The sequence below is a fragment of the Pseudoalteromonas sp. T1lg23B genome, from assembly GCF_002964665.1.
Classification (GTDB): domain Bacteria; phylum Pseudomonadota; class Gammaproteobacteria; order Enterobacterales; family Alteromonadaceae; genus Pseudoalteromonas.
In genome coordinates, this window is record NZ_PQBZ01000042.1 from 299554 (window position 1) to 320466 (window position 20913).

The 20913-nt window shown below is 43.4% G+C and carries 18 protein-coding genes; 3 read left to right on the top strand and 15 right to left on the bottom strand.

Going from position 1 to position 20913, the window contains the following annotated elements; all coding sequences use genetic code 11:
- Positions 1-122: 122 nt before the first annotated feature.
- From C2M32_RS17900 to C2M32_RS17955, 13 genes are all read right to left on the bottom strand, one after another.
- Positions 123-1979 carry a M28 family metallopeptidase gene (locus tag C2M32_RS17900; protein WP_199886187.1) on the bottom strand — a complete coding sequence of 619 codons (1857 nt, stop codon included), beginning with the start codon at positions 1977-1979 and terminating at the stop codon, positions 123-125.
- Positions 1980-2039: 60 nt separating this feature from the next.
- The gene (locus C2M32_RS17905; protein ID WP_105169678.1) at positions 2040-4229 is read right to left on the bottom strand and encodes a M4 family metallopeptidase; all 2190 of its coding nucleotides are present in this window, start codon (positions 4227-4229) and stop codon (positions 2040-2042) included.
- Positions 4230-4740: 511 nt separating this feature from the next.
- The gene (locus tag C2M32_RS17910; protein WP_105169679.1) at positions 4741-5847 is read right to left on the bottom strand and encodes a DUF1513 domain-containing protein; all 1107 of its coding nucleotides are present in this window, start codon (positions 5845-5847) and stop codon (positions 4741-4743) included.
- 2 nt (positions 5848-5849) lie between these two features.
- The gene (locus C2M32_RS17915; protein WP_105169680.1) at positions 5850-7016 is read right to left on the bottom strand and encodes an imelysin family protein; all 1167 of its coding nucleotides are present in this window, start codon (positions 7014-7016) and stop codon (positions 5850-5852) included.
- 14 nt (positions 7017-7030) lie between these two features.
- Positions 7031-8425: a di-heme oxidoreductase family protein gene (locus C2M32_RS17920; protein WP_105170138.1), complete on the bottom strand. Its 1395-nt coding sequence runs from the start codon at positions 8423-8425 to the stop codon at positions 7031-7033.
- Between the two features lie 17 nt (positions 8426-8442).
- On the bottom strand, positions 8443-8556 hold the full coding sequence (locus C2M32_RS21045; protein WP_267894542.1) for a di-heme oxidoredictase family protein: 114 nt from the start codon (positions 8554-8556) through the stop codon (positions 8443-8445).
- A 34-nt stretch (positions 8557-8590) separates the two neighbouring features.
- Positions 8591-10147, bottom strand: coding sequence for a di-heme oxidoredictase family protein (locus tag C2M32_RS17925; RefSeq protein ID WP_267894539.1), 1557 nt, complete (start codon positions 10145-10147; stop codon positions 8591-8593).
- Between the two features lie 87 nt (positions 10148-10234).
- Entirely contained in the window at positions 10235-11665 is a 1431-nt protein-coding gene (locus C2M32_RS17930) for an imelysin family protein (protein ID WP_105169681.1), read from the bottom strand.
- 166 nt (positions 11666-11831) lie between these two features.
- On the bottom strand, positions 11832-13844 hold the full coding sequence (locus C2M32_RS17935; RefSeq protein WP_105169682.1) for a TonB-dependent receptor plug domain-containing protein: 2013 nt from the start codon (positions 13842-13844) through the stop codon (positions 11832-11834).
- Positions 13845-13977: 133 nt separating this feature from the next.
- The gene (locus C2M32_RS17940) at positions 13978-14238 is read right to left on the bottom strand and encodes a CBU_0592 family membrane protein (protein WP_105170139.1); all 261 of its coding nucleotides are present in this window, start codon (positions 14236-14238) and stop codon (positions 13978-13980) included.
- A gap of 162 nt (positions 14239-14400) precedes the next feature.
- On the bottom strand, positions 14401-14652 hold the full coding sequence (locus C2M32_RS20900) for a hypothetical protein (RefSeq protein ID WP_105169683.1): 252 nt from the start codon (positions 14650-14652) through the stop codon (positions 14401-14403).
- A gap of 3 nt (positions 14653-14655) precedes the next feature.
- The gene (locus C2M32_RS17950) at positions 14656-15054 is read right to left on the bottom strand and encodes a DUF1761 domain-containing protein (RefSeq protein ID WP_325047882.1); all 399 of its coding nucleotides are present in this window, start codon (positions 15052-15054) and stop codon (positions 14656-14658) included.
- 361 nt (positions 15055-15415) lie between these two features.
- The gene (locus C2M32_RS17955) at positions 15416-15817 is read right to left on the bottom strand and encodes a nuclear transport factor 2 family protein (RefSeq protein ID WP_105170140.1); all 402 of its coding nucleotides are present in this window, start codon (positions 15815-15817) and stop codon (positions 15416-15418) included.
- A gap of 144 nt (positions 15818-15961) precedes the next feature.
- Here C2M32_RS17955 and C2M32_RS17960 point away from each other — a divergent pair, with 144 nt between their 5' ends.
- Positions 15962-17026: a ketoacyl-ACP synthase III gene (locus tag C2M32_RS17960; protein ID WP_105169685.1), complete on the top strand. Its 1065-nt coding sequence runs from the start codon at positions 15962-15964 to the stop codon at positions 17024-17026.
- 69 nt (positions 17027-17095) lie between these two features.
- Positions 17096-18562, top strand: coding sequence for an aminoacyl-histidine dipeptidase (locus C2M32_RS17965; RefSeq protein WP_105169686.1), 1467 nt, complete (start codon positions 17096-17098; stop codon positions 18560-18562).
- A gap of 49 nt (positions 18563-18611) precedes the next feature.
- On the opposite strand, the gene C2M32_RS17970 is transcribed toward C2M32_RS17965, so the two are convergent.
- Together C2M32_RS17970 and C2M32_RS17975 are read right to left on the bottom strand one after the other, a co-directional pair.
- The gene (locus C2M32_RS17970) at positions 18612-19979 is read right to left on the bottom strand and encodes a leucyl aminopeptidase family protein (RefSeq protein WP_105169687.1); all 1368 of its coding nucleotides are present in this window, start codon (positions 19977-19979) and stop codon (positions 18612-18614) included.
- Between the two features lie 65 nt (positions 19980-20044).
- Positions 20045-20410, bottom strand: a complete 366-nt coding sequence (locus tag C2M32_RS17975) for a hypothetical protein (RefSeq protein WP_105169688.1) — start codon at positions 20408-20410, stop codon at positions 20045-20047.
- A 90-nt stretch (positions 20411-20500) separates the two neighbouring features.
- On the opposite strand from C2M32_RS17975, the gene C2M32_RS17980 reads away from it, so the two are divergent.
- Positions 20501-20680, top strand: a complete 180-nt coding sequence (locus tag C2M32_RS17980; RefSeq protein WP_105169689.1) for an oxidoreductase-like domain-containing protein — start codon at positions 20501-20503, stop codon at positions 20678-20680.
- Positions 20681-20913 lie beyond the last annotated feature (233 nt).

A 20913-nucleotide genomic window follows, 5' to 3' on the forward strand; every position in this document is an offset into this window, starting at 1 on the left:
AGAAGATTTTGGACAAAGTATGAAGGAGCAAGTAGCTGACAACAAGCCTAAAAGTGAATAAATCGTTAAACTAAAATACGGGCCTGATGATCAGCCCGTATTTGTATTTTTATAACTCAGGGTTATTGAGCAGTAATGGTTAGTGTCACGCCGCTGCTAGCGCTATAACCTTTAAGGCCTATGTACCAAGTACCTGAGGCTGGCGCATCAAAGCTGCAAGACTCTGAATTACCGTTTTTATACGGTCTACAATCATAGACATTATCCGAAACCTGACCATTGTGTTTCACATATAAGTCCGCATCGCCGGAGCCTCCTGATATATTCACCGTAAGATTGGTGTAACCATCAACAAGCGCTTGTTCAAAGCGCAACCAGCTATTTCTATCGACGCTTAAATTGGTTTCCTGGCGGTTAATAGGCGTAGGGCCATCACCATTGGTTTGATAGCTGCCAGTGAGACTTACGCCACTGATTTGATTCCAAGCTTCAACCATTACATGATATGTACCAACTTGGATATTGCCAATATTACATACCTCATTACTGCTTGAAGTTGTGCTCTTGCAATCATAGCTGTTCAGCGTAGGTTGTGAACCATACTTCACATACAAGTCAGCATCCCCTGTGCCACCAGCGGTCACAAATTTAAGGTTACTACTATTAGCAGGTACTTCCAATGTGTAAAACACCTGTGCCTTCGCAGCACCTGAGATGCCTGTTACAGCAACACCATTTTCCAACTTATTGTCAGGTTCTGGGTCAACACTGCCAGCATCTTTTGCTAATTCAGCTAAGTAGGTTACCGCTAACTTTGCAAATTTACTGGCGTGAGTAGAGTCGAATTCCGTGTCATTAACAGTATGTATTTTGCGGTTTATATCTGACATCGATGATTCAAATGGCATCGAGGCCGCGTAGCCTTGTTGATACCAAGACGCATGATCAGAACAACCATAACCACATTGGTCATAGCCATAACTAATCGCTGGCAAATACGTATCGATTAGCTGACCCAAAAATTGGTTTTGAGCACTGTTGGTATAATCCGTCATCATCACGATGTCTTGAACACTGCCGTTTCGTCCGGTCATATCGAATTGCACCATACCGACAACATTTTTGTTTTGTGATTTGTATGATTGAGCAATCGCTTTTGATCCTCTTAAACCCACTTCTTCAGCGGCAAACCCCATAATTTGAATGGTGCGCTTGGGCTTGAAGTCGGTTGCAACAACAGCGCGCAGCGCTTCTGTTAGTACTGCGATCCCTGAAGCATTATCATCAGCACCAGGTGCTCTACCTGAACTAGGGTTAGATGAGTTAATTGAGTCTAAGTGACCACCAATAACGACGATTTCGTCCGCTTTTTCACTCCCCGGAATTGTGACAACAACCGAAGATTGCGACCAAGTGTGTGCGTAATAGTCCACGCTAATATCACTACGTGACGCGCTTAACTGCTGCCAATGTTCTTTTAACCACTGCGCAGCATCCACACCTGTTTGCTGGGTGTAATAACGATTATGAAAACCACTCATGGTATTAACCGTGTTGGTCAAATTATTTGCTGTAATTTGCCCTAACATCGCGTTTACTCTGTCTGGGTTATCAATGCTATAAACAACAGATTGTGAATTCACTAAACCTTGATCAACTAAAGAGAGTTGCTGAAGATATTGCTGCGCTTCTTCATAAGATTCATGGGCAACAAAACCGCCACAGCGGTGATAGTTGTCATGCATAAAAGTACTCAATTCATTGATCATGCCTTGATCTACCTGCATAAGGTTGACCGTGTTTAGATCACTTGCATATTTTTTTACTGTGTTGCCATCTAGCATACTTTTCAGTTGGAAATGTCCAGCCGCTTGAGGGCCAATTGTTACCCATACATTCTCGTCTGGCTGCTCAGCCATCGCCACAAAGCTCGCAAGCATGCTGACGCCAATAAAGGGCAATTTCAATGCTGTTTTCATGTTTTTTCCTTTACAGTTGCATAAAAAAGGGAGCCGAAGCCCCCTGAGTCACTTTGTAGACTAATTTGCTTTAATATTCAGCGTGACACCACTTGCAGCGCTGTAGCCACGTAAATCGATGTGCCATGTGCCAACTTGTGGATTGGTAATAGCACAGGTTTCGTTATTACCATTTTTGTATGGACGACATTGATACGTTGACGTTGTTGACTCTGAACCAAAGTTCACATACAAGTCAGCATCGCCTGTACCACCTGAAATTGTCACCTCTAAAGATGAATAACCAGCGGTTAACTCTTGTGTATAACGAGCCCAGTCGCTACGAGCAACAGAAATGTTTGACTCTGTACGGTCGATTGGTGTTGGACCCTCACCGTCGCCATAGCTTCCTGTTAAGGTTACACCTGAAATTTGATTCCATGCTTCAACCATTACAAAGTAAGCACCTGCTTGACCTGCACCGATAGTACAGTTTTCTGTAGAAGTTGAACTGGTGCTCTTACAGTCGTAAGTATTAAGCGATGGACGTGAGCCAAACTTCACATATAAGTCAGCGTCACCGGTACCACCTGATGTTGCGAACTGTAGGTTCGAAGCGCCTGCTGGCACATTCATTACGAAGAACTGTTGATCTTTTGATGCGCCTGAAATGCCAGTACGCGGAACGCCATTGAAAATTTCTTCATCTGTAATTGGACCACCACAATTACCGCCTGAACTTGCATCTGAGTTGACACCCACAGCAGCAAGTGCCGCTTTTACGTCATCAGTATTGAAACCAAGGTCACACGCTGCGTCAATTGCGCCGTTACCAGCTAGATCCCAGTTAGTGCTCGCAGTCCAATATTGTTGGTTTGCTCTTGCCATAACTAAGAACGCTTTTTTAGTGTCCCAACCCGTTGTTGTCGCTAGATTGTAAAACGCTTTGTTGAATACACCAGAACTGTGGTGAACGTCCATACCTGAACTGTAATCAGATTGATGGTCAATTGAGCGGCCGTCTTGAGTTGGATTGTTCATGTAGCGCAACGCACCATTGGCTTTGAAAATCTCTTGACCCACCAACCAATCGTTTGTGCCTTTCATGTAAAACTCAGCTGCTTCACCTGACATGTCAGAGAATGCTTCGTTTAGACCGCCTGACTTACCACTGTATACAAGGCCTGAGTTTTGCTCGGTGAAACCATGACTCACTTCGTGAGCAGATACGTCTAGGCTAACCAACGGATAGAATCTATCTTTACCGTCACCAAAGGTCATAGCGCTACCATCCCAGAATGCGTTCTCGTAACTATTGCCGTAGTGAACACGCATCTTAAGTTGGAATGAAAGTGGCGCAGTATTTAGCCAGTCGTTGTACATATTGAATACAACGTTACCGAAGTAATGAGCATCATTTAAAGGCGAGAACGCACCATTTATCTCTTTGTGTGTATTCTCTGGACATGTAAAGCTATAAGCCGTAGAGCCCGAAGAACTATGGTTAAGGTTGATGGTTTTAACGTTCGCGTTGTTCATCGTACATGTGCTGCCAGATTGAGCCACATCTAAGTAGCCATAGTCTGTGCCATACATGTATTTACCTGTTTTAGTATTACCACCGGGACCTGTTGCGTCAGCGTGTTGAAGATTTTCGTAGCTTAGTAACACTTCACCCGTATTGGCATCGACGATTTGATATGGACGAGATGGGCTATCACCATAAACAACATACTCGATTTCATAAGCTAGATGCGCCTTTTGGCTTTTAGGGTCAACCCATACAACAAGTTTTGATGATTCGTTATGCTTTTCAAGCTTTTTGCCTTGTGCGTTCATCGCCGCCATACCGTGTGACTGCTCGGCACTTGCCATCGCCATCTTTTTATCAAGCATCGGAGTAACAGATGGTACATCAGTCGCAATATTATAAACCGCAGCACCGTGAGCAAATTTTAACTGCTCGTTCTTATCAAATGATAAAATCACTGTATCACCAACAACTGGAATACCTTTATACATTTGTTGGTAACGACGCGTTACGCTGCCGTTAGGTTGTTTGAACTCTTTCAGCAGCACTAATTCGCTGTCAACGCCCAAGCCGATCATTTTTCCAGGCTGTGATGACAATACACCAGCGGCCTGTGAGTTAACGACATTCAAAACATTACTATTTTGATTTAGAAACTGCTTACTCGCAGCTGCAGCTGAGCCAGCTTGTGCTAATGCTAACGCTGAAAGTGTGGCTAAAGTGATATGTGATAATTTCACGTTTACGCTCCAAATTGTTGTTTATGTTGTATCCGTCAGAGTTCTGACTTTTATGCAATTTTTGCAAGTGGTGTTGTTTCACCACTGAATCCAGCGTAGACGAATGGATAAAAAAAAAGCAATAAATTTAACAAAAAATAAACAAGGCGGAAATAAAAAATATAAATTTAAAAAACAGTCAGTTGGGAACTGGCCAAAATCTACCCGCCCGTTTTTTGGGTAAAAACGTAAAGAAGTGATTACAAATATTAACAATATGGATACATAAAACTTTCCACCAGTCGTAGATAGGTCTCAGTTAACCAAAAGAATTTGAATTTAGGGTAAGATTATTTAGAAGATACAAAGATTGCAGCTCAAAGTGGTGTATTTCCCCATCTCACTATTTGCAAAATATATTATTCATTGTAAATATTATGGAACAACCAGAGTGTAACTTTCTTCGCATATTAATGAAAAGGCACCTCGGTCAGCGTGAGACTCAACAAAAGCGCCTAATCTATTATTATTTTTAAAGTTTAATCATATGGTTATCCCAATGTAATAAATATTCTGTATGGGATTTATATGAGACCAATTCACCTCTCCCCGTACTTGCAACAAATTCATCTCCCAATGGGGCAATACCAGCACAATCGCTCTGCGTTTCGAGCTTATCTAACTTGCCACTTTTTAGATGCCAGTAACTGATCACACCGCCCCGAGGCGATGTCACAGCCAAGGTGGTCTGGGCCTCATTGATAGCCAGACTAGCAGTGTATTGTTTAAGCGCCATCCATTGGCTGTCATTAGCACTCAAGGCGTTTAACTGTCCACCTCGTTGGTGTGCAAATATCAGTGGCTGCACCAAATGCTTTGCTCCCTGATACTGACAACCCACATATACACTGTCGTCTGAGGCTAAGCAAAGGTGTCTCGTGCTAAGTAAATGGTCTGCCGGTTGAACCTGCTCCACCACTTTACCTGAAGCTATATCAATGTAGCTTAGGTTTGGCTGCATCGAGTCTAGGTTAAGCTTAGTTCTTGGGCTCGCCGGATGGGTGTGAATTCCTCCATTAGCAACCACTAATGTATCTTCATGTGCAAGTGCTGCAAGTTGGTGGGGTCCGATCCCACCACTTGGAAACTGGCTTTCCACAGCGAAGTTATGAGTATTTCTCACTACGATCAGACCTTCGTAGGCTTTATAACTCTCATCAAAATAGTTTTCTGTGGTATACAACCATTGACCGTCATTGCTCAAAGCCCCATGGCCAAAAAAATGTTGGTTGTTTGCACTTTCCACTTTGCTTAGTATTTTATTTGATTGCATATCAATTACATACATAGCTCGTCCTGGACGTCTTGAAAATGCAAGTAGCGTATTGCTCTGTGCGATATGACATAAGTCATGCGCTCTATCCGCGATGCGTACCTGACCCAAAATGTTTCCAGATGCATCAAACCAAGCCACAAAATGCTGTCCCTGATTATCAGAAAAAGCACTTGCAAAACGTTTGTCTTTTAACGTCATGCACCCCGTTAATACAGGCATAACGCATAAACCAACGCCAGCCACCATCAGACTTTTGCAGAATTTCCGACGGGAGATAAAATCTGACGCCTTGTTATGTAACACCTTTAATCTCCATCATTGGTGTTAAACCCAGGTTTCAACCCTGTAACCTGTACAAAGTCACTGTCCATCAAGCTTCTTAAATTGGTAATTGCAGTGCCAATGTCATTTAGCTGCGCTCGGCCTTGTTCATCAATAAGTAGCTGTTCTGCGGGCATAAATTGCGTTGCTTCAAGCGCATCGTAAATAGCTTTAAAGTGCAGACGTATTTCGGTGTCTAGGTCCTCTCGCTGATTCACTTGCTTGAGATAATCATCAAAGCCAAAACCATCTCCCCCAGTGTAAAGGCGTTCAAGCGCCTCAATATTCGCCTTTATATTCACCAATGACGTTTGGCTAAATGCACTTTCGAGCATTTCAGCTTTTCCAGGCGCTTGTATTGACATAGGTTCATTAATTTTGTTGTCTTTAATTATTTCCAGATACTCGAACCAAATGGTTAAAAGCTTTTCCAGTGCGGCTTCTTTGCTACTAAACGAGCCATTTCCTGATTTGAATGTAGCACCATATTCTCCTTTCCAGCTTTCAATATCGCGGCTCAACAGGCCGTCAATATTGGCGGTGATCGCTTGTAAATATTCACAACGCTTCACAACATCTTGGGCATCAAGCAGTGTGACGTTTGAATTAAAGAGTACGTATTCATAGGCGGGAAGTCCTTGAAGTTGATGCTTCAAATTGGTTAACCCCTGTGAAAAGTCAATGCTTTGGCTAAGTAGGGCTTCAACGTCACTCGCCAGCTTTTGTGATGATATTGGCCAGAACTGGATCCGCGAATAATGGAAAGTATCAGCGATTGGCCCAAGCTTTATGGTTCGAGCTTGTTGCCATGCATAACTGGTCTTTTTCCACGTGGCTTGTAATGCCTCTAAGTCATTGTGTGTCGGTGATGTATTGCGACAAAACGCCTGTGTTTCGCTGTTCAAAGTTACAGTGGACGCATAAACTTGCTCATATAAAGGCACTATCACGCCTTCAACTAAATTTATCGTTAACTTTTCATATCCTTGCTCTGCGGTCATTTTTTCTGAGGTGGTATTATCAACCTCTGAGCCATTTTCCTCGACCTTGGTCTGGGTTGTAGCGTCACTGCCACCACAGGCACTAAGTGTACAGGTAGCCCAAGCCATAAACATGGCTAATAGTAATGGTTTTTTTTGCTTATTTGTCATTGTTTTCTCGCTACTTAAATTTGCTTTAAGAAATAAATCAGCGCATTTCTTTCGTTAATATTTAAACTCATAAATTGAAGCTTTGTTTGCTGCGCTTCTCCGCCATGCCAAAGAATGGCTTCTTCTATCGTTCGAGCTCGACCATCATGTAAAAATGCTTGGTAGCCCTGTACTCGTTGCTGTAAACCAATTCCCCATAATGGCGGGGTGCGCCATTCCGAACCTTGTGCCAAATTTTCCATCCCTTGGTCCGCAAGTCCCTCTCCCATATCGTGTAACGCTAAATCCGTATAGGGGTATATTTTTTGCCCTTGCAGTGCTGCAACGGGGTAATCTTTTTGGGTGGTATAACTTGGTGTATGGCAGGTATCACACTGTAATTGGTAGAATAAAGTTCGGCCCTGCTGTGCTTGAGGACTAAGCAAGTCTCTTGCTTTTGGTACCGCCAGAATTTGGCCCATATATGTGGTTAAATCGTGCAATTTCTTGGGAATATCAAGGGTGCCCTTTGGGTCTATACTGGCCGCTGACCTACACGCATGTTGAACTTTCGTGCATGTCTCTTGCTTAAAAAACGGGTTTGTAATACCGATATCATTAACAAAAGCACCTGCAATTTGCTGTTCTAAGGTAGCGTGTAATCCCTTAAAGCCAAAGCGCCCTATACTACGTCGCTCAGTGTTGAGGTTAGTAACCAAATTATACTTGGCGCTGATCCCATCTTGATCCTTGTCGGCTATGTCTTGTTGAGCAAACAAGTCTTGCTCTGAAATTGCATCGAGCAGTCCCATACCATATACAGCCGGCGCATAACGCGCTGATATAACGGTATCAGATTCAAGAGCACCATAGCCCAATTGCTCAATTTGATAACTGGGCTTGATTAGCGAATATGCGGTACCATCTGGATAGTAACCTTCAATGGTTTCGTACCGAACACGAACATTACCTTCTGCAAGCACTGGCTTTAACAGCTTAGGGTGTGATAAACGCACGGCGTTTGGTTGTAGCTGTCCGCCATAGTGCGCATCAACGCCCCATGTGTTTTTCTTTAATAAACGAAACAACAAAGCAGGTGATGCCAGCTCGCCTTCCTTTGCCAATCGACCACGCCCCCCATCGTTATGACAGGTTTTACATGACCGAGCATTAAATAGTGGTCCTAACCCATCTCGGTCTTTAGTGATAGCAGGGGAAGCAACCCAAGGGTCGCGAAAAAACGAAAAACCATCCCAAAAATCCAGCTGTTGTATGGTTGGCACATTACCCGCTGGATGAATGAAAGTTCTTCTCGCTACGCGTCTTGCTGTCGCTTGGCCACCTGGATACAGCTCTTGCTCTGAAAAGGCAGGCACAGTATGTACCTGCTCCTGTACGGTAATTGCACTTAGTAATGCTACCGAAAGCATACTACTAACGCTTAACATCACAACGAACCCAAAAATGCCAGCAACGCTGTACGCTGAGATTTATCCATATTGATGTATGCTTGCTGCGCAGCTAGCGCCTCACCACCGTGCCATAAAATTGCTTCTTCAATGGTTCTCGCTCGACCATCATGAAGGAAGGTCGCTTTAGGATTGACCGTTTGTACCCAAACCTAAACCCCAAAGAGCAGGCGTTTTCCATTCTGTACCTGTGGCCTCCCCTTCAGGGCGTCCATCCGCTAAACCATTACAGCGTTGAACATAAACACACTGTTGAGTGCTGTCATCACATGGTTCTGCTTTGAGTGACTCACGTGTCACTGTGCATGCGCCGCCCATATCGTGCAGTAATAAGTCTGTATAGGGATAAATTACTTGCTGCTCTAAAGCCGTGATATTGGTACGCGAGTCTTTTATGGATACCAGATCGACATCGCCTAGCACGCTGCCCGGCGCAGCACCCGTTTTATGGCGGGGAACATGGCAACTGTGGCAATTCGCTGCAAAAAACTGCGCGCGACCAGCTAATACATCAGCTTGCCACACATCAGTACTTGCGTCATAACCACGTCGCTTAGGTACTGCAAGTGTGCGGTTATAAAATTCCACCTGAGCAAGATCTATATCATTTAGGTCAACACCATCATGATGCTTGTCGTTTTCACGATTTGCCTGCTCTGAACAGGCGACTTGCAATGCGGTACAAGGTTCATCAGGATTGATTGAATTTGTCACCCCCATATCCCCTCGATATGCGCCAGCAATTTGTTGCAATACCGACCCTGTAACCGCTTTTTGCCCAAATCGCGCCAGTTGACGTTCACCTGTTATGGGATGGGTGGTGTAGGCTGCGCGACCAGAAATACCATCCTTGTCACTGTCCGTTGGATCGGCATAAGTGAGTATGGACTGCTCAGGAATGCTCTCCAGTAAACCCGAACCATACACATGAGGCGTAACGCGCGCTGAGAACTGCACATCAGCAATGAACGGCCCATAGGCTAAATCTTTTATTTTATATATCGGTTTGCGTAAGCTGTAACTTTCGCCATTAGCAAATTGGCCGGTAATGGTTTCATATTCTACCCAAGTGTAAGCTTCACCATACGCCAGACCTTCGTCCAGTGCGCCACGCTCCTTAGCTAATACGCCCCCACTTTGTCCCTCTATGGTGCCAAATACTTGTAATTGGTCACCATATGTTGGCTCGACATTACCCAAACTATCACCGACACGCAAAAACATACTAGTCATGGCTTCTTGACTGCTTGCAGGCACATTCCCTCGACCATCTTTAACATGACATCCCTGACAACTGGTGTTGTTAAATAATGGGCCTTGTCCATCGTGGTTGCTTCTAAACGTAAAGTCTCCAGCTTTGAACACTGCATCTAATTGAGGCGCTTCAACAATTTTTTGAGCTGCCTGACTGAATGCGTTGCGGTCAATTATATTTGTCGTCGCGTCTCCCGCAGACAAGTGTTCATTCTCATCAACTCTATCGATGAGTAACGGTGCCAGCCCATCATCCGCTTGAACCTTAAATGCATGATTACCAGTCGAAGTCTGCTCACCTTTGTCGGTGTTCGTATCTGTGTTTGTGTTACCAGCAGAATTGCCGTTTGTACTTTGTGATCCCCCGCCACAAGCAGTGAGTGCTGATAGCGCGGTGATTAAAATGATTTGATTAAAAGTATGTTTCACTTCAGTGCCCCTGCATCAAGCCGAATCTTTCATCCCGCCCGAAACTGAAATGGCTGGCATGATGCCAGCCCTAAACCCTAAGAATGGTTATAGATTTTCATCTGTGTCTTGTTTCAGATCTTCCGCTGACACACCCAGTGCATCTATGGCTTGTTGAATAAGATCTGTTTGCTCTGCCAGTGCAGAGATTGCCGCATAAATTTCTTCTTTATGCTGTGCTTGTTGAATTTGAACATCGAATGACTTACCCGACTTAGCGGTTTCGTCAATAACCGATGCCTTTGCCATCGTCTTATCTAAAGCGGCTTTTAACTGCTCGGCTAGCTCAGCGTGACCCCTTGTGATCAAAAGGTTATGGATACTTGCACCGCTTAATTCCAGACCATTTGTACGTGTGTAAATACCTAAGTAAGTATTGCGAATACCCTTAGCATTTAGCCAAATGTCTCTGTGTGTGTTGTCAGAAAAACATGAATGTTCATCTTCTTGACTATCAGTACGCACTGCGATGCTCATTCTTTCACCGGCTAGCTCACCAAAGCTCAAGCGGCCCATACTCTCCAGCATAGCGCCCAGATTGATAGCTGCGTTGTCTGCTTGTGTGTACTGAGCGTAGTAAAAGCCAGATTCAGGATCCCATGCATCCACAATACTTTGTAAGTCTTCAACGAGTAATTCTGCCGCGGCTTTAAGGTAAGCTCCACGACGCTGACAAATTTCGTCACTGGCACCTTGCTCACCTGACGTACAAGTGCGACCATTTACTTCATCTGCTGGAATATTCTGAGTCGTGTAATAATCCGTTACAGGGCGGTGTCCCGCTGTGTAATCACGTAATGCGGTGTAAGTTAGATCTGCATTCAAGTCTTGACCCCAAAGCAAAAATTCGATGGCATGATAGCCAGACGTGACATTCGCTTCTTCGCCGTCTAGTTCAAATTTTTCACGAATTAATTCTTTGTTGATCTGCGCGAAACTTTCCGTGTCCTGAATAATATTTCCGCCTGATTGGTAAACTGCTGCGCTCGTATCGCGCATCTCATTACCATCCATATCTTGTGTGTAGTCAATCAGTGCTTCAGCTAGAGGCCACGCATTAATTGCGCCTTCAGGGCCTTGTCCATCAACCAATGTCCAATTGCCCTGCTCGTCTTTTGTCAGCGCATCAATAGGACCTTCTCGAAAACGGAAGACTTCAGTTTGACCGTAAGGCTCACGTGCATTAAGCCACGCTTGTTTCGCCGCTGCAAAGTTTGCTTCACTTGGGTCTGCTACAAATTTATCTACTGCTGCTTGTAAAGCTTTTGCGCTTACTAACGCATCTGAATAAACAGCGAAGGCCTGGTCTGCATTTGTTTTTACAACACTTTCAACCGTAGCTGCGGGATGTACAACCTCAGTTTGTTCGTTACCTTGGTTGTCATCAACAACCGTTGTCATGTTCTTGTCATTGCTACCACACGCGGCTAATACACCCACGCATACCAATGAGAGTGCAATATTCTTAATGTTTTTCACAGTAATCCCAATTTTTGTAAGGTTATTATAGCGGGCGCATGTTAGCGAATAACAAATATGCATTCAATAACTATTTTCATTTAGATTTATAGACCCAAAACAAAAACACCTTTACCTAAATTCAATTACTAGGCTATTTATTTGATTTTTGGAATTAAAATGAATCTTAAAAACTTTGCAGATATTGGATCTGGATGCGTCGTCCTGCACCTTGAATTTTACCGTCCAGCATACGTGGTTCAAACACAAAGTAATTTTTGTCAAATAGGTTTTGGGCCTTGATGGAAATAGAGCGGTTACTCCCCAAACGCCATGAAAGCACAGCTCCAACCAAGTTGTAAGCCTCCTGATCAACAGGGTTTATGACATCAGGTTCAGGGCTGGGCACAAATACACTGTCTCGCCAAATCGTGTTAATACTGAGCTGAACAGGCTCCATATTGTGCGTAAATGACAGGCTCGCAAAGCGTTTGAAACTCGGGTTAAACGGCTCATCGAAAAGATGTGTATAGCCAAATTCCAACCATGTGCTATCTGATATGTTTAACTTACTATTTAATTCATACCCCTGCATATGCGTGTTAAATGTATTTAAAAAAGTAAAGCGCCTTTGTTCAGTTGGCAAAGCCGTTTCACGGATCGGCACCAAATTAATAAAATCCTTCAATTGGTTATCAAACAATACAATGTCCAATTCCCAATCGGTTTTTTGTGTATGCCACACTAACTCCGTGGTTTTAACATACTCCGAGGTTAGATTTGGATTTCCCACCGTGACATCATCGTTAGAGTTCAATTCATTACTGACAGGGGTGCGGAATGATTCTCCGTATTGAAGTTTAATCGTATGACTGGGTGATACCTTATATATCGCAGCAACTCTCGGAGAAAACTTACTATCAATATCTTTAACATCATCATATCGAGCACCGACAAATACCGTTAAATCCTCATTGATAACATGTTTAAGCTGCGCGTAAGCCGCTGTTGAATCAAATGATTGTAATAAGCTGTTGAAAGGTACATGAGGTTTGACCGTGATAATGCCGTTTTGATAAAACTCTTCACCGATAAATACATCTCCACGAGAAAAGTCATAGTAACTGCTATTGATCCCCGCTTCTGATTGCTCTTCTTCGGAGTATTCGACCCCAACATTAACTGATGTCAGTTCATTCAGGCGATACGCTACATCTAGGTTTAGTGTCAGATCTTTAGATTGCCACGATGGTCCCACATAAAAATCGTTAGCCAGCCCCAACTCTGCCCCTGTGGCAATTAGGCCGGCGGAATAAATATTGTGTTCGATATGCTTAAGAGCACTACTTACATTCCAATTATCATTGCTTAACCAATCATAGGCCAAAGAAAATGCCGTGTTTTGGCTTTTATGTTTGTTTTCCTTCGACCACCCAGCTAAGTTAGCAAAACCATTTAACTGTGTTTGGTTGTGCCAAACCGATAAGTTAAGATCTTGCCATTGTGCGCCAAATTCCAAAAAGTAGCTGGCGAGTGGATCTCTGACACCCTGTGTATATTTCTCTCCATCTTGTCCTTGCCAAGATACATTTCCATACACCTTTGCTTGTTCAAAAATGTCTTTATTAAAACTACCCGCGACCTGAGTATAACCGTGCTCGCCTATGCCAACGCTCATCTGATTACGCGCTTGAAAGGTAATAATATTCATCACCCCCAAAAATGCATTGCTGCCATATAGCGCAGATCCTGGTCCTCGTATAAATTCCACTTTATCTACGATATCGACCGAAATATGTGGCATGTAAACCGATGCCTTGCCAAATGATGCTTCATTGAGGCGTTGACCATTGATCATCACCAATACATTGCCACTATTTAAGAACACACCGCGCGTATGCTCTTTTGGCACAGCACCAACCCAATCACCTCGAGTCGACTGAAAACCCGGCACATAATTCATTAAATCGTAAACATTGTTAACACCGAGCAGAGCAATATGTTGATGGGTAAAAACAGTGGTACTAGATGGGACGGATGCACGGGTTTCGTCAGTTTTTGTTGCTAGGTTGATATTTACATCGAGTAATTCTTCAAAAGATAAAGTAAAAAGATCTTGTTCCGAACTAAACGCCATAAATGGTACGCTTAATAGCCAAGCAGCAGACAGCGAGAGAAGTTTTCTTGGAGTGTTTATCATGGTTTAGCCTAGCTACATGCACTGACTGAAACCAGATTGTTCAAATTGACAACAGCACAGCGACCTTTCACATCATATTAATAATACAAATGATAGGCTGCCGTGCAAGCTTTTAGATGTAATTTATTGAAATTTATGTAGCAATCGCGTCTTTGGCTTTAAAGTATTTCACCAATCCGATTATAGATGCAGCAATCCAAAACAACTCTATAACAAAACTTGCTAAGTTAAAGTTGTAGCACAAACTGATCAGCAATAAGATTGCGCCAGAGAGGTTCATCAGGTTGTAAGTCAGACTTTCCGGTGCAGCTTTACCCAGTTGCAGCATAAAAAACGCCCCAACGACTAAACCAGTTCCGCTCATACCGATCACATCAAACAATATATCAATCATGTTTTTGTCCATAATAAATGCCATGTAAAACTGGCCATCAATATCTCACCCAAACATCACTGGCCCATTCCATGGGAAGGGTGACTTTCAATCGTTGAAACAGCACAAACAGGCCAATATTATCAGTTCGATAATGCAGAGACAGGATATTTGTCCGCTCGTCTACTTGAACCTAACTTTACCACCGACAAATTTTAAGGCTGGTGTGCCTCGGATGAGTGTACTGCGGGCAAATTCCTGTTCGCATTGAGGACAATGAAGATTATCATTGGTATGGTTTTTTACGATCCGTTCAACAAAGCACTTAACTAAAGCCCCCTTTCCGCCTTTTCTATATTTGAATAATGGCTGTGAACAATTGGCGCAGAATATATCTATTGTACGAACAGGGCCTTTCTTATTTGGTTTCGCCATCTGTTACCCAGTAATGCTTAACACAGCCCCCATTAAAACAAATTGGCAGGTGTAGTATCCACCATTAATTAAAAATAGCTTTAATGGTCGTTGCTCAAAAATGTAACTAATACCCAGTGCCGTTGTCACCAGCCCGCCACCCACCAAAACACCAAGTAGAATGGCATCGCTTAACAATGGGTCTTTTCCAAGTAATACCGACATAAAAAATGCAGCCCCCAAAGCCAGAGCAAATGCGCCTCCATAAATCAGCTTAGGATCGCTGTGTTGTAGATCAACATCGGTCAAGCCACAGCCTTCCATCCACGGTTGGCCAAATAGCCAGGGTGAATACCAAGCTCCGCCAAGCATAAATGAAGAAAGCGCCGCCAGTAGCACCGCCCAATAGTTCAAGTCAAACATTGACATAAGGCATCTTTATTAACATGATTATTTAAATTTAGGCAACAAGCCTCGAATGGGCAAATTATCAATTTGCGAATTACAATATAGATGATTAACACAATTTGGCTCTAGTAATTAGTAACTTTTGGACAGACTGCTACTTAAGGTTGCGCGCCAATACCCTGTAATTTACGTTCACTATCTTGCTGCCTCAGATACATTACCATGACTTATCTTTAACATTTGCTGAATGTGCTCCTATCAGAAGCGTTCCCACAATACCGAATCGGCGCTTAGCCAGTTACCTGTGAATCACTTTGAGTCTATTAAAGTAGCGATTGATATTGCACTAGGTACAAGGCAAAAGTTAAAAAGTTCTTCAATCATCCAAATGTAAAGCGAACTCACCACAAGGCGTACCTTGATGAAAGACCAAACGCCAACTTTGCTGCTCCAGCCGCCATAACGACATTCTCACTGAATAATTTAGCTGGCACTTTACACTACGTCGATAAGCCGCCTGATAGCTTAGCTGAGCCACCTCATTACTCAACATCCGTCCATTAAATGCTTGATTGTAAAACTGAGGCACTTTTTCATCCGGTAGGCGCGACATAACATGTGCTTTGTTGAATATAAGGCCATTGGCGGAAATTTCATAAAAGTCATCACTAAGTAAACGCCCCAGCATATCACTTGATTGTCGAACACTGGGCTCAAGTAATTGACGTTCTAGCTCAATGAGGTGCTGTAGCAATTCCGCTTTGATTTTATTAGACATAATACCTTGCAAAACAATCTCTACCTTATTAATGAGTCTAGTCTACACTAAACTCTAAAGACAATATCGACTGGTGATCGCAACTGTTTTTGCGATATAATGCCGCGTTACGCCACAGGTCAGAGTAGACTTAAAGAGAACCACATGATTTACGCAAAAATTACTGGCTGGGGGAAATGTATTCCTCCTGCTTCAATTTCAAACGAAGATTTAAGCCAAATTGTAGACACCAACGATGAGTGGATCAGTACTAGAACTGGCATAAAAGAGCGCCGTGTAAGCCACGTTACAACAGCGGAACTAGCCACTGTCGCTAGCCAGCATGCACTTGCATGCGCAGGGCTTAAGGGCGAAGATATTGATTTAGTATTACTCGCCACATGCACACCATCAACGATGGTAGCCAACACTGCGTCATTAGTGCAGAAAAATATCGGTGCTGTCGGCGCAGCAGCCTGCGATACCAATGCCGCATGTTCAGGGTTTTTATATGCACTACAAAATGCTACAGCGCAAATTCAAGCCGGTATGATAAAACGTGCCGTGGTTGTCGCAGCCGAACGTATGACATGGTATGTCAACTGGGCTAAGAGAGACAGCGCGGTACTCTTTGGCGATGGTGCTGGTGCAGTTGTACTTGAAGCCTGTGATGAACCTTGTGGTTTATTAGGCACAAAAACAGGATGTGATAGCACAGATAGAGACATTCTACATATCAGTAACTATGGCACTGATATGGATAAGTATCAGCCTACGGGACCGTCGGACTTACTATTTGAAGGTCGTGAAATTTTCAAACGTGCAGTAAAAGGCATGAGTGAAGCCTGTGATGATGTGCTTTCACAAGCTAATTTAAAACTGGCTGATATTGATGTTCTAGTGCCTCACCAAGCTAATTTGCGTATCATTCAGGCTATTCAGCAGCGCTTGGATATAAGCGATGATAAGGTCATGGTAAACATAGATAAATATGGTAACACCTCAGCTGCGACTATCGCTATTGCATTGTGTGAAGCAGTAGAAAATGGGCTTATCAAACCCCACAGCAACATCATGTCAGCAGCTTTTGGTGCTGGGTTAACATGGGCTGCCAGCTATATTAAATGGTCAGAGCGGGTCACGCCTATTGCAACTAGCGACGCTTCCCTGCCAGAGTGTCATCACAGTGGCTTGGAATTGATAGCACCAGCTGTACAAGCCTGCAAATAGCGCGATCGCTTTTCGCCGCCCTACTTGAATGGTAAAATCTCTATTATTCATTCAAGTAGGGAAAACATTTTGTTTAAACCACACAGCGAAATCAGCCAACTAGAGCCTAAAGCCATTTGGCAGTTTTTTGACCAAATCTGCGCCATTCCTCACCCATCTAAACATGAAGAAGCATTAGCACAATTTATTGTTGATTGGGCAACGACTCAAGACCTCTCGGTACGAAGAGATACAACGGGTAATGTATTTATTAAAAAACCCGCTACTGCTGGGATGGAAGACCGTAAGGCTGTGGTCTTACAGGCCCATATCGATATGGTTCCACAGAAAAATAATGATACAAGCCATGACTTTAGCCGTGATCCCATTAAACCATATATCGACGGTGAGTGGGTAACAGCAACAGGCACAACACTCGGTGCTGACAATGGGATAGGTATGGCGTCTTGCCTTGCAGTACTGGCTGCGGATGACATTCCTCATGGTCCATTAGAAGTATTGCTTACGATAGATGAAGAAGCGGGTATGACCGGCGCATTTGGGTTAGAAGCAGGTTGGCTTGAGGGCGACATCTTACTGAACACCGATTCAGAGCAGGAAGGCGAAATTTACATGGGTTGTGCAGGTGGTGTGGATGCGAGTCTAACCATTGCCGTAGAGCGAGAAGCTCAGCCTAATCTGCAAACCTTTGAACTTGCTTTAAAAGGTCTAAAAGGTGGTCACTCAGGCGTTGACATTCATACAGGTCGCGCAAATGCAAACAAATTGCTTGCCCGCTTCTTGCAAAATCATGTCGCAGGCATTGATTTACGCCTAGTGTCTTTTACAGGTGGCTCTTTACGTAATGCTATTCCACGCGAAGCCTATGCTCACATAGCCATTCCTGCATCTCAGCTAGATGAATTCCAACAACACCTTGCAGAGTTTGAAACCACAATAAAGAGTGAACTTAGCTCTATTGAAACGGGTTTAACCCTTACACTACGTGAACTCGACACTGAACTTGCCCCTATGAACACCGAATCACACACTAGACTATTGGCTTTGCTCAATGCATGTCCAAACGGTGTGATACGTATGAGCGATGACATTAAAGGCGTGGTTGAAACCTCACTCAATATGGGCGTGATCACAACCGAACAAGACAAAGTGGAAGTACTCTGTTTGATCCGTTCACTGATTGATTCAGGCAGAGAAGATGTTTCGGGTACATTACGTTCATTGGCCACGCTAGCGGGAGCTAACATTGAATTTTCAGGTGCTTACCCAGGTTGGAAACCAGATCCAGACTCGCAAATATTGCATATTTTCCGAGACGTATACGAAGACATATATGGTAAGAAACCAGATATTATGGTCATTCACGCGGGACTCGAATGCGGCCTGTTTAAAAAACCTTACCCAAACATGGATATGATTTCATTTGGACCGACAATAAAATTCCCACACTCTCCTGACGAAAAAGTTAAGATTGATACTGTTGGCTTATATTGGCAGCAAATGAAAGCTATTTTAGCAAACATTCCGCGTAAATAGTTTGCTTTAAAAAGCAGGCCGCCATATGGCCTGCTTTAAATCTCGCGAATTACCCCTGATAACGATTAACTAAATAATCAAAAGTTGCGCGTAAACCTAAACCTTCGCCACCCACTGGGCGCCCTGGTAATGTCCGCACGTTCCAAGCCATTACATCAAAATGAAGCCAAGGGGTTTGCTCTGGTTGAACAAACTCTTTTAAATATAATGCCGCTGTTATCGCGCCACCAAAAGGAGATGAACCACAGTTGGCGATGTCTGCCACATCACTGCTAAACAACTCTTTATATTGGTCAAACAGCGGTAATTGCCACACTGGATCCTGTGCTTTCATGCCATATTCAATTAAGTGTGCCGCGATTTCGTTGTCGGTAGAGAAAAAGCCGGGTAACTCAGTACCCAACGCCACACGACAAGCACCAGTTAACGTTGCAAAATCGATCAATAGATCTGGGGTCTCATTTTGTGCCTCAGCCAACGCATCACACAGCACTAAGCGCCCCTCTGCATCGGTGTTATCAATTTCCACGGTGATACCCTTGCGGGTTTTTATGACATCTCCCGGTCTAAAAGCGTTTTTAGACACGGCATTTTCAACCGCTGGCACCAATACACGTAATCGAACCGGTAAATTAGCCGCCATAATCATTTGAGCTAAGCCAATCACATGAGCTGCACCGCCCATGTCTTTTTTCATATTGCGCATACCTGATGCTGGTTTTAAATCTAAACCACCTGAATCAAAACATACACCTTTACCTACTAGGGTTAATTTAGGATGGCTTTCATCACCCCAAACAAGGTCTAAAAGGCGCGGCTTGTTATCGCTTGCTCTACCAACCATATGAATCGTTGGGTAGTTGTGCTCCAGTAACTCATCGCCAATTAGTTGACTAAACTGGCCGTCAAAACGCTCAGCTAATTCAGACATCGTTTCCGCCAAATGCTGTGGCATCATATCTGCAGCTGGGGTATTGACGAGATCGCGTACTAGGTAAATCGCCTGTGCGCTTTGTGTTACGCGCTCCAACATGGCGCTATCTTCAAGCGCTAGTTGCGCCTCTACTTTTGCAGCCGACTTATAAACCGAGAACTGATACGCTCCCAATGCAAAGCTTAAAGCTTGGCGCTCAACAAACGCTTCATCACCTTGCAACTGATATATGCCTTTGGGCAACTGCTTAGCAAGATCGCCTGCCAACCACATTGAATCTAATGAATCGACTAAACACACAACACTTGAGAGGCTACTGTTCTGCATATCTGGGATCAGGAACAGTTTTGAATTGCTTGTTTTTGCTGATGTAATAACTGCTTGAACTATTGCAGACTGACTATTTAGCCACTCATCTAACTCTGATTTAAGAATAAAATGAATGGGTATGCCTGAGTCTGCTTGAAGGAGTAATCCGCGCATTATAATTTGTCCCGTACCTGTAGAAAGTCTAACCTAAGAATAACAAGTTACGAGACGTAAATCACTCATTTACGAGAAGGTTTATTTGTAGAAGAGAATGAACTTGGTAAAACATCAACACCGACCCATTGACCCAGTTTCACAATCAATGGAATGGTTATCGGCGCAAATGGCAATAATGCAAATACACCTAGTCCCAGCCCTTTGAGCAGGTCAAAAAACTGCTTATTGGCGATTTTGAGTTCTTCTTTTTGCGCCTTCCCAGTGCTGTATCTCTTATAAATATCAAGCATTTCTTTGGTCTCTTGCTTCTCTTGAGATAAAGCCAGTTTAAGCTCAAGCATCGCTCGACGTAGACGCATTTGCTGACGTCGTTTCGAGATCTTGGCAACCCGGATAGGTGCTCTATGTACTACCTTGATAAGCCTCATAAAAGTGCCATCAATAAAACTCGTTGCCCCGAGTTTAGCAAAATTTTAATTAATGGTACTATGTGATTTTAGTCTTAAATCAAAACTGCTATGTCAACCGAAGCTAACACCGCCTTTTTAGAAGAGCCCAAAAAACCGAAATCTGATGAGTGCTGTGGCGGCGGCAGTTGTTGTCCCTGCGTATGGGATTTGTACCGACAAAAAAGACAAGCGTGGTTAAAATACCAACAACAGAAAATATTTTGTACAAAAAACGAGCAAACGAATTAGATTAAAAATTTATTTTTTACCTTGTTCCTCACCCCATATCAGCGCTAATTTACCGATATTTGAAGCATTTAAAGAAAAGTTATTTAAAAATTTGCCTTTATTTAAATCAATGCTACGGTTAAAGCGGGTGCAAAGAATGTTTGCATCACAAGTTAATGATATGTATATATAAGTTGCGATAAAAAGCAAACATGAGTTTTGTTTAAAGCTTATGACAACAATAATCAAACTGG